The sequence below is a fragment of the Nostoc sp. TCL240-02 genome (genome assembly GCF_013343235.1).
Taxonomy (GTDB): domain Bacteria; phylum Cyanobacteriota; class Cyanobacteriia; order Cyanobacteriales; family Nostocaceae; genus Nostoc.
On sequence record NZ_CP040094.1, the window covers coordinates 56297 to 71273 of the forward strand.

Here is a 14977-nt window from a genome sequence, read left to right on the forward strand (position 1 = left end):
TTTTGCACAGAGGGTATAGTGACGGTCATGGGTAAGTTAGTGGTTCTGAAATTCGGAGAGGGTAGTTTTGAGCAGGGATTTGCTGTCACCCTCCAAATTGGTGAAGAACACGAGCGGGCTGCAACAGAAATCACGGGGAAACTACCTTCATTTCCCGAAATGCCGCTTTATTATAGTCATTGGCAGTCTAGTTATCGGCAAATAGGCAATCGTTATCGTCTCCATGCTGACAAAATGCAGGTGACTAATGTCTCGATGATTCAAGACTGCGAAAACACTTCCCGTATCTTACGGGCCCGCTTTAATACCTGGTTGCGAGCAGAAGAATTTCGCCCTTTAAGGGAAAAATGGTTAGAAAGATTGTCGTCCGAAGAAGAAGTACGAGTAATTTTGCAAACAGAAAATAGCCAATTGCAGCTATTGCCTTGGCATCTGTGGGAGTTGTTAGAACGCTACCCCAAGGCTGAAATCGCTCTTTCTTCACCATCCTATGATCGCATTCACAAGCTACGCCCAAAAAATCCATTAGTCAATATTTTGGCAATTGTGGGTAATAGTCAGGGGATTGATACTGAGGCCGATCAAGCTTTACTCCAACAATGTGGTAACGCAGAAGTCTGCTTTTTGGTCGAACCACAACGTAAAGAATTAACCGAGCATCTTTGGGGAAAAAACTGGGATATTCTCTTCTTTGCTGGACACAGTTCCAGTAACAAAAATGGAGAAAGTGGACGAATTTACCTGAATAAGACTGATAGTCTGACCATTGGCGAATTAAAGTATGCTCTGAAGAAAGCCATTGAGAACGGCTTGCAACTAGCTATCTTCAACTCCTGTGATGGATTAGGATTAGCGCGAGAATTGGCTGATTTGCAAATTCCTCAAATAATCGTCATGCGTGAACCAGTCCCAGACCAGGTTGCGAAGGAATTCTTAAAGTATTTTCTCCAAGGCTTTGCTGGTGGCGAGTCTTTATATCAAGCGGTACGCCAAGCACGGGAACGATTGCAAGGACTTGAGGATCGATTTCCCTGTGCAACTTGGCTACCAATGATTTGCCAAAATCCAGCGCAGATACCACCCACCTGGGATGAATTAAGGTCTATAACAAAACCTAAAGATACCCCGAATTTAGTTTTGTCTACCAAACGCAGATTAGCAACAACTTTGTTATCCAGTTTGGCGATTACAAGTTTGGTTTTTGGGGTGAGATGTGTAGGATGGCTAGAAAGTGTAGAAATTCCTGCCTTTGACCAGATGATGCGATCGCGCCCTGCGGAGCCACAAGATTCGCGTCTGCTGGTAATTGCAATTGATGATGACGATCTGGCAATTCAAAGACAGAATAATGAGTCCTTGATTGGAGCTTCCATTTCCGAAAAATCTCTTAACAAAGTATTGGCAAAACTGAATAAATATCAACCCCGCGCGATCGGCTTGGATATTTACCGTGATTTTCAAGCCAAACAACCAGATTTAATTACTCGTCTTCAAAAAACTCAAACTTTGGTTGGCGTATGTAAAGGAAGTGATAGCACAGCAAACATCACTGGTATTAAGCCAGCACCAGAAATCCCCACAACAAATTTGGGATTCAGTGACTTTATTCACGATCCTGATGGAGTTATCCGTCGCCATCTCCTGTTCATGAACCAGGAGCCAACATCATTGTGTCCTGCTACCTTTGCATTCAGTCTACAACTAGCTTCCTTGTATCTGCGTCCTTCAGGAATTCAACCAAAGTTCACCCCTGAAGGGAATTTGCAACTCGGTAAAACTATTTTTCCGAATCTGAAGTCTCGCACTGGCGGCTATCACGATATTGATGCTAATGGCGGTCAAATCTTACTTAACTACCGCTCTCCAAAACAGATAGTCCAACAGGTGAAACTAACCCAATTTTTAGCTAATCCAATTAGCCCCAGTGCTATTAAAGACAAGATTGTTTTGATTGGTGTGACAGCAAGGGGGGATTCTCCAGACACTTGGCCTACACCATACGGGGCTCCTTTAGATGAGCAAATGCCAGGAGTATTAGTACAAGCCCACATGATCAGCCAGATCCTCAGTGCTGTGCAGGATGGGCGGCCATTGCTGCGGGTTTGGTCGCTGTGGACTGAGGTGGCCTGGATTTGGGGTTGGTCTTTGGTAGGAGGAGTTTTGGCTTGGCGAAAGTTTTCCTTGCCTTGGTTGGCATTGGCAGTTAGCATTACCTCTGGTGTTCTCTATATACTTTGCTTTGGTCTATTAATTTCGGGTGCTTGGGTGCCATTTGTCCCGTCGATTTTGTCGCTGGTAGCCACGGTTAGCCTGATGTCAATTTATAATTCAGCAAAAAAAGTGCAGGTAGAGAGTAAGAAATAGGGAAAGATTTTTCTGATTAAATTTTTGGATAAGCAGCAGATAAATCTACCAGGCTTACATAGTTCAAGAAGGGTTTTTATGAAGTCAAATTCACAACCGATCAAACTGTTTTTAGTAGTAGCTTTTAGCTGTACCAATTTATTAGTTAGCCTGACTCCAGTACTGGCAAAACCAAACGTCGGTTCTTCAACTAGCGATGCCTACGACGGCCTACGCCTACGCTCTGAAGCTAAAGCCAGCGATACTAAATCCACAATCTTTAATCAACCTGCAATTCCATCTGGACCTCCTCCTGGAGGCCGCGTTCGTGGTGGAGCGAAGCGCAACATAAATGGATGCCAAATTACTAAACATGACCTGACTGCTTTAGTGTCTTTTACTCAGGAAGCTAACTCAGTAATCAATGTCTGGGGAAAGACAACGCTAGAACACCCAAGTTGGTTTTTCTATGTGCCATATACTAAAGATTTTCCTTATGCAGTTGAATTTGTGCTGCAAGATCAAGACTCTAACGAGATTTATAAAAAACCGATCGTTCTACCAGAGAAAGCAGGAGTTATCAGTGTGTCTCTACCTAGCACTTCTCCTGGCTTGGCACTAAACAAACAATATCGCTGGTTTTTCACTATTAGCTGTGATCAGGAAAAGAATGCTCCCCCGACTTACGTCGAAGGGGTAATACAAAGAGTCGAACTCAATCCCGCCATAGTTAAAGAGCTAGAAACTACAGAACTTTTAAACCGCTATGCTATCTATGCCCAAAACGGGATATGGTACGACGCACTTACCACACTGGCTCAACTGCGCCAGAAAAATCCTAAAGATGCAAAATTACAAGCAGAGTGGCAGAATTTGTTAAGCAGCATCCATTTAGATGATGTTGCAGCAGAACCGATTTTCTCGGAGAAACCTTAGACTAAGAAACACATTCTCAGAGCAACTAAGTAGTTAGCCATAATTCAACATCAAATAAAATCCTAGTTGGTAGTGAGCGATAAACCACTCACTACCAACTAGGATTACTAGGATTAAATTACTAGAAACTTTAATTAATTTCTTTCTAGCTACTTGCCTTTATCCAAAATCCAAAATTGATTAATCTTCTTTTTGTAAAATATCATCATCAATCCCTTTCTCCCGATTAACATCAGGACTATCTGCTCTCCAATAGTCCTCTACTTCAGGAGATTCAGAAACCATCACAAACTCAGTCTCTTTTCTATGGTTATTTCCCCATTCATCTAAAACATCTTTAATTAACACTTCTTGCAACCAAATCTTAGCTACAACAGTCAGGGGTAGTGCTAGAAATAATCCTAAAAAGCCAAAGAAAGTTACGAAAAATAGTTGGGCAATTAAGGTTATGGCGGGCAGCAATGAGACTTGATGTGCCATCACCACAGGCGTAATGAAATTGCTCTCAACCTGTTGAATGATAAAGTAGAGAATCAAGACAGCGATCGCTTTCCAAGGTTCATCCAAGAAGGCGATCGCCATTGCTGGGATTACGCTCATCGTTGGGCCCAGGTTGGGAATCAAGTTAAAAAATCCCGCTAAAACCGCTAAAGCTAGTGCTGCCTTGACATGCAAAATTGATAAGCCAATGAGACTCATCAGCCCTACTACAAAGATGGCAATGAAAGCGCCTGTAATCCATCCCTCTAAAGAGACTTCGCACTTATTTAAAATTCCTTCCACCCGCCGCCGATAAAATGAGGGGAAAAGCCGCACAAATACTTTTCGGTAGGCTAAAGGATCGGCTAACATCATTCCTGTTAAAACCAACACCAGCAAAATCTTAAGAACGACTTCTAAAGAGCCAGATACAAAGGCGAAGGAATTTCCTAGCACCCGATTGATGAATGGTTGTGCTTGTTGAATGAGGCTGTTGATATCTGGAATGTAGGGAACTAACTCATTAGGAATGCGAGTTCTCAGGGCATCAAGCCAACTATTAAAGCGCCCAAACCCTTTAGGAACCTGATAGGTTAGTTCTTGAAACTGCTGTGCAAATGGTGGGACAATAAGCCAGAAAAAACCCACAATGCCTGCGAAAAAGATCGCTACTGCCAGGAGAACGGCGAATCCACGCTTCATCCCAAAGCGTTGGAAGCGTTTTGCTAGCCGATTCAAGGTCGTGGCTAACACAACTGCGGCAAACATGAGCAAAAGCACTTCCCGGATTTGCCACAGGATGTATAAAGAAAGAACTATGGCGATTAAGCCGATCCATTGACCGAGGTTCACAGGCTAACTCCCAACGGTTGGCAAGATGCAATTTTGTTGTAATTCAGCTAGGTTAGCTGATTTTAGTCACTTGTGCGTAGATCGTTTGAGTTAATTTTGTTTCTGTGCTTGAAATCGCCACAGTAGCGCGATCGCTATAATCACAATCGGCAACAATACTATAATTAGCGCGTTGGTTCCTGTCGCCGGAATTGATAGACTTGGCCCCACATACTTAATTAATACTGATAACAAAGCCGACAGTAAAAGCAGTTTCAGAACAAATCCTAGTTGATTTCCCATAAAAGTACGGCATAAAATTTTTTGTAGTACATACGAGTTTGCGCTGTACGGTTCAGTTTCTACAATAAACCTACAGATACAATCCTTTCCAACTTTCTTTAGGAAATGCGTTCGCTTTTTTACGTCAAACTCAACCAGCCAAAAATTTGTTCTACAGTCAGTTCCAACTCGATACCCTCTAGGATGGGTAATTTATCTGCACCTTCGTATAATTCCACCCTCTGTCCAGGAAACACCCCCAGCACACTTTCGTCTTCAGGGTTGATTAACCAGCCTAATTCATTACCATTGCGCGAACAATGCAATAATTTACTCAACACTTTTTTTAACTTTTGGTCTGGGGAAAGAATCTCAATTGCCCAGTCGGGATGAATTTCAAAACGATTAGCAATTCTGCCAGATGGAGTTTTAGGAATTCTATCCCAACGAAACACAGACACATCAGGGACGATAGAAGCACCACCAAAGGTACAGCGTAGTTCTGAAAAAGCTATAGCAATTTTCTGCCTTTTAGCTATACCGTTAATTGTTTGGCAAAGAGTAACCTGAAGTAAGCTATGTTCACCTTGAGGTATTGGTTTTTGAATAACTTTCCCATTGATAAAGTCTGATGCTGGCTCAGTTTCTGACAGTTTAAGAAACTCGTCTAAAGTTAGTTGGGGTTGAGTTGCGATCGCCATCAGCAAATAGCGTAGAGGGGATGGTTTAATTATGTGTCTTAGCGATCGCCTAGAGTATTGATTCACTAAATTAAATTGTCTCTTCGCTTGATCACTCTTGACAAAAAGCAGTATTTATGCTGATGATGGCTGTAAAAAATACAGCCATGATAAATAGTGGTACATCGCTCGTTACACCAAAGTATCGGGGATGAACTGAATGTAAAAAAAGAATCATTGAAGAAAAATTCAGAAGTTAGATTCAGGAGCGAAGCCGGAGACGTTTCCGTTACTCCGGTCAAATCGAGACCACTAAATCTTCTATTTAGCGCGGGTCTTAAACCTCTCTATTGAGAGGATGGCGGACTTGCTACTGCTTCTTGGATCAGAATAACCAACTGAATTCTGACCCAAGAAGACATCCGGCTCCCCTCCTGACTCCTGAATTCTTATTTAGTAAATTTAAGGAGAAGGGTGTCAGTGAAACAAGTCGTTACAGAGAACTCTATTATTAGTTCAGTATTTTCTACACAACAAATATTAACCAAGCCTACAAGTATAATCTCTGGACTACGACCTCTGGCATTCGGCTTTGTTTTAGCAGCAGTATTATCTAATTATCAGCAGGTGATTGCCCAAACTCCAAATCCTGAGACCTTACCACCCGGTCGGTTAGAAGAAGTTCCGGTAACACCCTTACCCACTGATGTGTTGCCAAAGCCAACAGATAACAATCAATTAGTCCCTTTGCCAACAATACCAGATGAGTCAATTCCAAGTCAGGATAACTCGAATGCGAAATTTCGGGTAGAGCGGATTGAAGTTGTAGGTAGTACAGTTTTCAAACCAGAGCAATTTGCCGCGATTACCAATCCCTTTGTCGGCAAAGAAGTGACATTTGCAGAATTACTGCAAATCAAAGATGCGATCGCCAAGCTTTACATTGATAAGGGTTATGTGACTACAGGGGCATTGATTCCACCGCAGACACTAGAAGCAGGAACAGTAAAGATTCAGGTAATCGAAGGCAGTCTGGAAGAAATCAAAATCATTGGTAACAGACGATTACGTAGTCAATACATTCGCTCCCGCATCCAACTTGGTGCTGGCAAACCCCTAAACGTACCACGCCTCCTAGAAAAACTACAACTACTCCGTCTCGATCCACGGATTCAAAACCTATCAGCCGAATTGCAAACAGGCGTGCATCCGGGAAGCAATATATTGCAAGTTGAGGTAGAAGAAGCAGACACTTTTAAACTGACGGCAAGCCTAGATAATGGGCGATCGCCTAGTGTGGGTAGTTTTCGTCGGGGAGTGGATCTGCAAGAAGCCAATTTATTAGGTTTGGGCGATACTCTAAGTGTGGGATACGCCAATACTGATGGTAGTAATAGCATTAATGCCAATTACACACTACCGATTAATGCCCACAACGGCACTATATCCTTTGGCTTTAACCAGGGATGGAACCACGTTATTGAAGAACCATTCAGTGTCCTTGATATCCAGTCAGATTCCCAATCTTATGAATTAGGATATCGGCAACCACTAGTGCAAAAATCAACCCAAGAGTTGGCAGTTGGGGTGTCATTTTCGCGCCAATCAAGCCAAACTGAGTTGGGTATTGATAATATTGGGCCGTTTCGCCTCTCACCAGGTGCAGATGAGAACGGAAAAACGAATATTTCGGCTGTGCGCTTTTTTCAAGAATATACCCAGCGAAGTAACCAGTATGTGTTTGCGGCGCGATGGCAATTGAGTTTTGGGGTAGATTGGTTTGATGCCAATGTCAGTGAGAATGAACCAGATAGCCGCTTTTTCGCATGGCGGGGACAGGCGCAGTGGGTACGACAATTAGCACCAGACACATTATTTTTAGTTAGGGGCGATTTCCAATTAGCGGCAGATTCTTTAGTGCCTTTAGAGCAATTTGGTCTTGGTGGACAACTAAGTGTCCGGGGCTATCGTCAAGACGCATTACTTACAGATAATGGTCTGTTGTTTTCGGCAGAATTTCGAGTCCCCATTGTCCGCGCCAATAAAATTGACGGGGTACTGCAACTTACACCCTTCATTGATGTGGGTAAAGGTTGGAACGTCAACGGCGAAAATCCATCGCCAAGTACCCTTGTCAGTACTGGGTTGGGGCTATTGTGGAAACAGGGTGATGACTTATCGGCTCGCCTAGATTGGGGCATTCCTTTAATCTCGGTGGATGGTGAAAAGCGATCGCTCCAAGAAAATGGCTTGTACTTCTCACTCCGCTATTCCCCATTTTGAGGCGATCGTTTCAAAACTATACTGTTTTGGGCAACCTAAAATGCAAGGTATAAATAAAGGCTTGGCAATGACAACGAACTCTATTTGGTTGGGTCTGTGCATTGGAATAGTGCCGTTGATGGTAATGCCTGTCAGTGCCCAGATAATTCCTGATAGCACTTTAAATACTACTGTCTCTCAAAGTGGCGATAACTTTACCATCATTAACGGTAATCGAGTTGGCAACAATTTATTCCACAGCTTCAGCCAATTTTCAGTTCCTAGCAACGGCTCGGCTTTTTTCAACAATGCCGCAGATATCCAAAATATCTTCAGTCGCGTCACTGGAGGTAGTGTTTCCAACATTGATGGTTTAATTAAAGCCAATGGTGGCGCTAATCTATTTCTGCTCAATCCCAATTCTCCTGGATGTAATGATGCCGGATATTGATGGATTTGAAATTTGCCGCCGACTGAAAGCCAATTTTATCACTAAGAATATTCCGGTCATTTTTATGACTGCTTTATGCGATGCCACAGACAAAGTAAAAGGACTAGAAATTGGTGCAGTTGATTACATTACCAAACCTTTTCAAAAAGAAGAAGTGATTGCTCGATTAAAGTTACATTTGAACATCTCCCATCTTACCCGTACCCTCGAACAAAGAGTTGAAGAACGCACCATAGAATTAACTCAATCTCTACAAAAGTTACAAAATACCCAACTACAACTAATTCAAAGTGAGAAAATGTCTACCCTTGGACAACTGGTTGCAGGAATAGGTCATGAGATTAATAACCCAATTGGTTTTATTAGTGGAAGTTGCTCTCATATTGAAGAATATATGAATGATCTCCTGCGTTTGGTGAATCTCCAACACCAAAAGTTACCACACCCAGACCCGGAAATTGAAGAACTCATTGAAGAAATTGACTTAGAGTATCTGGCTAAAGATTTACCAAAAATTATGGAATCAATGCACCAGGGAATCGATCGTCTTAAGGATATTAGCCTCTCTCTAAGAACCTTTGCTCGATCCGATATTTTATCTCTAGTCGAGTTTCAGATTCATGAAGGAATTGATAGTACCTTGATGCTCTTAAAACATCGACTCAAAGATCAAGGAGACCGCCCTACAATCGAGATTATTAAAAAATATGGGGTGCTACCTCTAATTACTTGCTATTCTGGTCAATTAAATCAAGTATTTATGAATTTAATAGCGAATGCTATAGATGCATTGGATGAATCAAATACAGGTCGGAATTTTGAGTATATTAAAGCTAAACCTAACCGAATTACAATTACCACGTCCTTGAAAGAGCTAAATGTTGAGGTAAAGATTGCTGATAATGGAATTGGCATGAGCGAATCAGCCAAGCAAAAAATATTTGACCACTTATTTACTACGAAAAGTGTTGGTAAAGGTGCAGGATTAGGACTGGCGATCGCTCGAGAAATTATAGTGGAAAAACATGGTGGTTCAATCGAGTGTAACTCTTCTACAGAGCAAGGTACAGAATTTGTGATCTTAATTCCAGTTCGACAGTAAGCGGGAAAAACAAGTCATATATACTGAAGAACTAGAACATGAAATACTCTCTCTTCGCCAGCAAAATTCCCAGTTACAGAAACAGTTAAGCTATTACACCAGTGAATTCAATGCAACTATCACTCAACTAGAATTGAATGCTATGCAGGGCAACTTAATCAGGTGTTTATGAATATTCTGACGAATGCCATTGATGCTTTAGAACAAACAATAGACAATGAACTTCCACTTCCCAACATTACCATTCGTACCTCATTAATTGATTCTGAGTGGGTAAAAATTGCGATCACTGACACGGGGTGGGAATGCCAGAACATAAAGACAACATAACTAGCTCATTGGGCTAGACTGAAGTAAGATGCTCACAATAGTCTATGAACGCCACAACAACCACTTTGTCTTCTATACTCAAGTTGAAAATCGACTTGACTGATGAGCAATTTTTCCAGATGTGTCAGAAAAACCGCGACTATCGATTTGAGCGTACAGCATCAGGGGAAATATTAATTATGCCACCAATAGGTAGTGATACTGGCAACCGCAACTTTGATATGGTTGTTGAGTTAGGAATCTGGAATAAACAGACTAAATTAGGCAAAGGTTTTGATTCTTCAACTGGCTTTACCCTACCCAATGGTGCAGAACGTTCTCCCGATGCTTCTTGGGTAAAAATTGAACGGTGGAATGCTTTAACCCCAGAACAACAAGAAAAATTCGCCCCTATTTGTCCTGATTTTGTTATAGAGTTGCGTTCTCGTACTGATTCGTTGAAAGAATTGCAGGAGAAAATGCAGGAATATATCGGAAATGGCGCTCAACTAGGATGGTTAATTGACCGGAAAAATAAGCGAGTAGAAATTTATCGTCCAGGTAAAGATGTAGACATATTAGACAATCCTACTAGTTTATCAGGAGAAAATGTCCTACCTGGATTTGTGTTGAATTTACAGCAAATTATCTAGCCTTATCGATTAGGATAAATATAACGACTTTCAAAGCGACTTTGTTCCCAAAGTGGTAGGTAGCAAAGCCTGTTTAGCAGGATTTAATTGAGCTTGCGAAAAAGATATTTTCCCATTTTCTATAATCCAAATAAATATTCGAGTTATTAAATCTGCTTTTAAACTATTCTCGTATTCACAATTATTTATTCTTGCTACTTGTTTATCTAAGCAATCAATCGCATATTTAAAAGTCAAGTTTTTCCAGTCTGTGGGATTGTTCGGAATTTTTTCTTGCATATTTTTCCACTCAACTCTACGTAAAGTTCCTATAATATAGTCTATGCCTGTTATAGAGGAATCAGTGTTACGCACCAAATTTGCATAGGCTTGATAATATGGTTTCAACAAAGAAGAAGCAATATTTTCTACATATATATGTAGCCAAAATTGGATGTTGTGAAGGTAAGGTGCTAAATCTCTGATATTATAAATTTCTTGAATCAGCCTCCGACCACTTGTGTAATTTGTTATTTTTGCTGGCAATTCATCTTCAGATATTTGAGACTTTTTTGAGTAATAGCTAATAACTTTTGGAACAGAAGTGTTGAATGTTAAGAAAAATCCGATAAAAATAGCCCAAAATATGGTAGTTTTGGGCTAAGGCTTAAAATATATTAGTTTGATTGTGATTATAAATTCATTTCCCAAAATTGTCAAAGATATACTGAAAAGCCTGCCAAAAAACGATTATCCAGTATTGAACAGTCGTCTGTTTTTTGAGTGCTGGCTATCCTATGCCCTGGATAACAGCTTAACAAGTATGCGAGATTTGTTTAACAGATTAAATAACAATTGTTTTGAGGTAGATATTTCTACTTTCTCTAAAGCAAATTTACATCGAAGCCAAAAACCTTTTCAAGAGATTTACCAAAAATTAAATGAATTAGTACAGAAGGAAGTTCAAAAAAAGTTACACAATAAATATGCAATTTGTCCAATAGATTCAACAATTATTACTCTCACAAGTAAATTGTTATGGGTACTAGGTCATCATCAAGTCAAGCTGTTTAGTTCCTTAAATCTCTCCACAGGAAGCCCAGAAGATAACTTCATCAATTTTGGACATGACCATGATTATAAATTTGGTTCCAAAATGATGTCTAGTCTCCCAATAAATGCTGTTGGAGTAATGGATAGGGGTTTTGCTGGATTAAAATTTATCCAAGAATTAGTACAAGAAAACAAATATTTTGTTTTGCGGATAAAAAACAATTGGAAACTAGAATTTGATGGCTCAAATGGATTGGTCAAAGTTGGTGCATCTGATGATGCTCAAGCTTATAGAGTAATTAATTTCTGTGATTTAGAGACAAAAACCGAGTTTCGCTTAGTGACTAATTTACCAGAGTCGGGAGATGCAGCTGTTCATGATGATGAAATTAGGGATATTTATCGATTACGTTGGGGAGTTGAATTGTTGTGGAAGTTTTTAAAGATGCACTTAAAACTTGACAAACTCATTACCAAAAACGTCAATGGTATTACCATACAAATTTACGTGAGCTTGATAGCCTATCTGATTTTACAGCTTTTATCTATTCCCGAACAATGGGGACATACACTATTAGATAAATTCCGCTATCTTCAATCTTGTATGTGTCAGAAAATCAGCTATGTTCATTGGTTTGAGGAGATGATGTTTTGCTGACTAATTTAAGCTTTTGAGACTTAGTGTAACTAATAATGTAAAGTTTTGTATCAGCATTCAACATTTCTGCTTGCTGCCATGAATTAAATGTAACTTTAAAATGTTGCTACTGAAATCTATTTCAGAATTACCCTCTCCAAAAGCGTTGGGTAGATTACATGCGATCGCTACTTTTTTTTTCACAACAACTAAGCGACAATCTTTCCTCGTAGTATCCATGTAATATTTTTTTAATTTACTCTGGAATAGTCATCAGATAATCTACCTGCTAGTATGAAATCGCTATGCCTTATTTTGTTTATGTAATTAGCAATTTATCAAGCAAGGTCGAATAGTATAGTGATTTTGAATACTATAATGAAACCATTCATCTTAAATGGAAAGGATTGAGCGAATAGAATAAGACTGTTGGCGAATTAATTTATTTAACTTCAGTCCTTTGAAACACACTTGAGCTATTAGCCTACGATTTCTTGCAGACCTCACCAAGGTTTTAGGACTAGGGATTTTATGAATTGACCAACAGCCTCAGACAATAGAGCCTCCGGCACGCTGACGCACTGAGCGAAGCTATGCCGTTGGCGCAGCGTCTCGTTCGCGTTAGCGTCTCTGAAAGAGAAGAGAAGGCTTTACGCTACTACACAAACGAAGTCTGCATACGCAAAAATCATGAAAAACTAGCTCGCATTCGCGTAGCATTCTCTTAACACACTCTGTCATATAGAAGGAAAGGTGGTAAAGTCTCATGTAGCCGTGATAATGCCCTGCCTTGATAGGCAAAGGGAGGACATTATACCAATTTAAAAAATGATTGCGAGAGATAGATTACCAAAAAGCTTATCTACTAACTTTTTTACAATCCAAAATCTCAAATTTCAAATCCAAAATGGTATTAGACAAGGCTGGGACTAATAAAAAAACTACTAAAACTACTAATTCAGCAAAGGCAAAAATTGGCGAATTAACCCAATTGTTACTGCCGGCAATTCCAACTGTGGTGTTAACCCCACATCTTCTAACTCTTGAAAAAATCTGATTGCTTGGGGATTAATTTCGGCAAGGCGGCGACCAATTGAAGGCCCTGTAAATTCTGACTTTTGTCCCCAAATAATGGCGGTGGGAGTTGTTAATTCTTGAATGTAAAGGGATAAATCAAAGCATAAATCGCCACGGACAAAGGACAGTGCTGCATATTCAGCATTGGGCTGCTGGGCGGATTGCAAATAAGCATCTACAATTTCTTGGTACACTCGATTAGACTTAGCAAATTGCCGTTGCTCCAAGAAACTGCGAATACCCCCACTGGTGGCTACCCCTGTGCTGTAAATTAAACGGTCAACAACAGGAACACTGATTAACTGGGCAAAAAAACTACGCGAGTAGTCTTCGCCAAAGTCGGAAAGTCCGGCGGGGGTGGTGAGAATTAAAGCCTTGAATAAATCAGGATTAGCTGCTGCTACTCGAATTGTAAATGCTGCGGTCAAAGAAGAAGCGATCGCAGTTACAGGACCAGTACAAGTCTGCTGTAAAAACTCCCGAATCGTGGTTAAATAATCCTCAATATTATAATTCCGTGCCGGATGCTCAGACCGACCCCAACCGATCAGATCGGGTGCAATGACCCGATATTCGGCGGCAAAAGCCGGATAAACCTTTGACCACTCATAAGCAGAAGATCCACCACCAAAGCCATGCAAGAACACCAAAGTTTCTTGATCGTCTTTAGCAGTTACATTATTCTGCCAAGGCGCTCCATCAGCAGAATAATACACCATTCTACCTAGTGAGGTATTTATAGAGCGTTGGTCAAATCCTTGTGGTTGAAACATAAATATTTTTTGTTGACTGTAGTCATTTGTTGGCATAAGTGAAAGTAGTAATACGGGTACACGCAGAGAGAATTTTGATCCTGTCTTTGCGTCCCCAAGTCTTTTTAGTTACACTGGATGCTTACGTGTTTAGTTCAAACTTCCACTCATTGTTATTATCAGCGAATCAATTGCTCTAAAACTTCTCACCACCGTCAGATTAAGCAGATGTAAAATTACTGGATTACTTGTAAAGATTTGGTGATTTTTTTCACAATAAAAAGGAAATTAACCTTGAAATTACTGTTTTACAAGGTTTTTTATGGTAGCGAGTATTACTACAGCCTGAATCCAGCATAAGTTTTTATGGTAATCTATCAGAAAACTCATAAATAATTTTGAGCGTTAAAAACAGTTGAAACGCTCATTATAATAGGCCATTTATTCTACTTTTGTATGTAAGATAAATTGCTTTTGATGTATAACCAATCTAATTATTATCTAAGTAATGGTAAGGCGGGATGTCATGGTAAAGCAGGCTACTCTTCAATCAAATAAACTACCAACGATTGAAGACGCTGAATTTGCGCTTGACAAGTTTAATATACAAAATGAAATTAAAGCTTCAGCTTGCAGGGATCAGGTCGAGTCAGGCATTGATGCTGCCAGAATTACTGTACCCGCTTGTATCTTTTTAGACTTAGAAGAGTTGAAGTGTTTTGAACCAGTAGAGCGCCAGTATGAACGCTGGGGAGTAATTTTTCACAATTCTCTAGCAATACAACCATCAAATCCAGCATTTCCAGCCTATTCAGGGCTAACAGTTTTAATGGGAGCGCCTAAAAGTGGATTTTTAGAAGCTACTTTCTTGCGTCCGGTTAACTCGGTTAGCGCCTTTGTCACTAGTTCGCAACGGCTAGTACTTTCCGCCTATGATCGCGATCGCCAACTGCTTGGTCAAACTGCACTACCAGGCTCTAATCTTGCCAATTCAGACTCAGCAATTTCCCCCAATACCTTATTATTTATAAATGTGAATAACATCTATAGCGTTACCTTCTGTGCTTTTGATGGTCAATTCACCATTGATAACTTTCGTTTTTGCCTTTAAAAAGCCTTTATGCCCTTGCTCTAAGCCATCTAAAATGGT

At 40.3% G+C, this 14977-nt stretch carries 12 protein-coding genes and 2 pseudogenes; 9 read left to right on the forward strand and 5 right to left on the reverse strand.

Annotated elements, in window-relative coordinates; translation table 11 throughout:
* The first annotated feature begins 27 nt into the window (after window positions 1-27).
* Together FBB35_RS00285 and FBB35_RS00290 are read left to right on the forward strand one after the other, a co-directional pair.
* Window positions 28-2364 (forward strand): CHASE2 domain-containing protein, encoded by a 2337-nt coding sequence (locus tag FBB35_RS00285; protein ID WP_174708008.1) that lies wholly within the window; start codon window positions 28-30, stop codon window positions 2362-2364.
* Between the two features lie 78 nt (window positions 2365-2442).
* Window positions 2443-3279 (forward strand): DUF928 domain-containing protein, encoded by an 837-nt coding sequence (locus FBB35_RS00290; RefSeq protein ID WP_174708009.1) that lies wholly within the window; start codon window positions 2443-2445, stop codon window positions 3277-3279.
* A gap of 180 nt (window positions 3280-3459) precedes the next feature.
* Here FBB35_RS00290 and FBB35_RS00295 read toward each other — a convergent pair whose 3' ends face one another.
* The 3 genes from FBB35_RS00295 to FBB35_RS00305 all read right to left on the reverse strand — a co-directional run bounded on the left by FBB35_RS00295 (window position 3460) and on the right by FBB35_RS00305 (window position 5573).
* The gene (locus tag FBB35_RS00295) at window positions 3460-4611 is read right to left on the reverse strand and encodes an AI-2E family transporter (RefSeq protein WP_174708010.1); all 1152 of its coding nucleotides are present in this window, start codon (window positions 4609-4611) and stop codon (window positions 3460-3462) included.
* Window positions 4612-4701: 90 nt separating this feature from the next.
* Window positions 4702-4893: a hypothetical protein gene (locus tag FBB35_RS00300; protein WP_174708011.1), complete on the reverse strand. Its 192-nt coding sequence runs from the start codon at window positions 4891-4893 to the stop codon at window positions 4702-4704.
* Between the two features lie 119 nt (window positions 4894-5012).
* Window positions 5013-5573: a Uma2 family endonuclease gene (locus FBB35_RS00305; RefSeq protein ID WP_174713481.1), complete on the reverse strand. Its 561-nt coding sequence runs from the start codon at window positions 5571-5573 to the stop codon at window positions 5013-5015.
* 459 nt (window positions 5574-6032) lie between these two features.
* Between FBB35_RS00305 and FBB35_RS00310 the strand changes: the two genes are divergently transcribed.
* From FBB35_RS00310 to FBB35_RS00330, 5 genes and pseudogenes are all read left to right on the forward strand, one after another.
* A complete protein-coding gene (locus FBB35_RS00310) occupies window positions 6033-7835 on the forward strand; it encodes a ShlB/FhaC/HecB family hemolysin secretion/activation protein (RefSeq protein ID WP_174708012.1) in 1803 nt (600 codons plus the stop codon).
* Window positions 7836-7953: 118 nt separating this feature from the next.
* Window positions 7954-8235: pseudogene (locus FBB35_RS00315) on the forward strand (filamentous hemagglutinin N-terminal domain-containing protein); the annotation flags it as partial.
* A pseudogene (locus FBB35_RS00320) lies at window positions 8234-9367 on the forward strand (sensor histidine kinase); the annotation flags it as partial. The pseudogenes FBB35_RS00315 and FBB35_RS00320, both read left to right, overlap by 2 nt.
* A 168-nt stretch (window positions 9368-9535) precedes the next feature.
* On the forward strand, window positions 9536-9697 hold the full coding sequence (locus tag FBB35_RS00325; protein WP_174708014.1) for a sensor histidine kinase: 162 nt from the start codon (window positions 9536-9538) through the stop codon (window positions 9695-9697).
* Window positions 9698-9741: 44 nt separating this feature from the next.
* Window positions 9742-10329, forward strand: coding sequence for a Uma2 family endonuclease (locus tag FBB35_RS00330; RefSeq protein ID WP_174708015.1), 588 nt, complete (start codon window positions 9742-9744; stop codon window positions 10327-10329).
* Window positions 10330-10359: 30 nt separating this feature from the next.
* Here FBB35_RS00330 and FBB35_RS00335 read toward each other — a convergent pair whose 3' ends face one another.
* On the reverse strand, window positions 10360-10854 hold the full coding sequence (locus FBB35_RS00335) for a hypothetical protein (protein ID WP_174708016.1): 495 nt from the start codon (window positions 10852-10854) through the stop codon (window positions 10360-10362).
* Window positions 10855-10996: 142 nt separating this feature from the next.
* Here FBB35_RS00335 and FBB35_RS00340 point away from each other — a divergent pair, with 142 nt between their 5' ends.
* Entirely contained in the window at window positions 10997-12019 is a 1023-nt protein-coding gene (locus FBB35_RS00340; RefSeq protein WP_174708017.1) for an IS4 family transposase, read from the forward strand.
* A gap of 932 nt (window positions 12020-12951) precedes the next feature.
* Here FBB35_RS00340 and FBB35_RS00345 read toward each other — a convergent pair.
* Window positions 12952-13848: an alpha/beta fold hydrolase gene (locus tag FBB35_RS00345; protein ID WP_174713482.1), complete on the reverse strand. Its 897-nt coding sequence runs from the start codon at window positions 13846-13848 to the stop codon at window positions 12952-12954.
* A 505-nt stretch (window positions 13849-14353) separates the two neighbouring features.
* Between FBB35_RS00345 and FBB35_RS00350 the strand changes: the two genes are divergently transcribed.
* Complete coding sequence (locus FBB35_RS00350) at window positions 14354-14938, forward strand: hypothetical protein (RefSeq protein WP_174708018.1); 585 nt, start codon at window positions 14354-14356, stop codon at window positions 14936-14938.
* Window positions 14939-14977: the final 39 nt, after the last annotated feature.

What these genes read in the sequence shown, in the direction of transcription:
- FBB35_RS00290 (WP_174708009.1), top strand. Translation starts at nt 2,443, where the DNA reads ATGAAGTCAAATTCACAACCGATCAAACTGTTTTTAGTAGTAGCTTTT.
- FBB35_RS00305 (WP_174713481.1), bottom strand. Translation starts at nt 5,573, where the DNA reads ATGGCGATCGCAACTCAACCCCAACTAACTTTAGACGAGTTTCTTAAA.
- FBB35_RS00285 (WP_174708008.1), top strand. Translation starts at nt 28, where the DNA reads ATGGGTAAGTTAGTGGTTCTGAAATTCGGAGAGGGTAGTTTTGAGCAG.
- FBB35_RS00345 (WP_174713482.1), bottom strand. Translation starts at nt 13,848, where the DNA reads ATGTTTCAACCACAAGGATTTGACCAACGCTCTATAAATACCTCACTA.
- FBB35_RS00350 (WP_174708018.1), top strand. Translation starts at nt 14,354, where the DNA reads ATGGTAAAGCAGGCTACTCTTCAATCAAATAAACTACCAACGATTGAA.
- FBB35_RS00325 (WP_174708014.1), top strand. Translation starts at nt 9,536, where the DNA reads ATGAATATTCTGACGAATGCCATTGATGCTTTAGAACAAACAATAGAC.
- FBB35_RS00330 (WP_174708015.1), top strand. Translation starts at nt 9,742, where the DNA reads ATGAACGCCACAACAACCACTTTGTCTTCTATACTCAAGTTGAAAATC.
- FBB35_RS00300 (WP_174708011.1), bottom strand. Translation starts at nt 4,893, where the DNA reads ATGGGAAATCAACTAGGATTTGTTCTGAAACTGCTTTTACTGTCGGCT.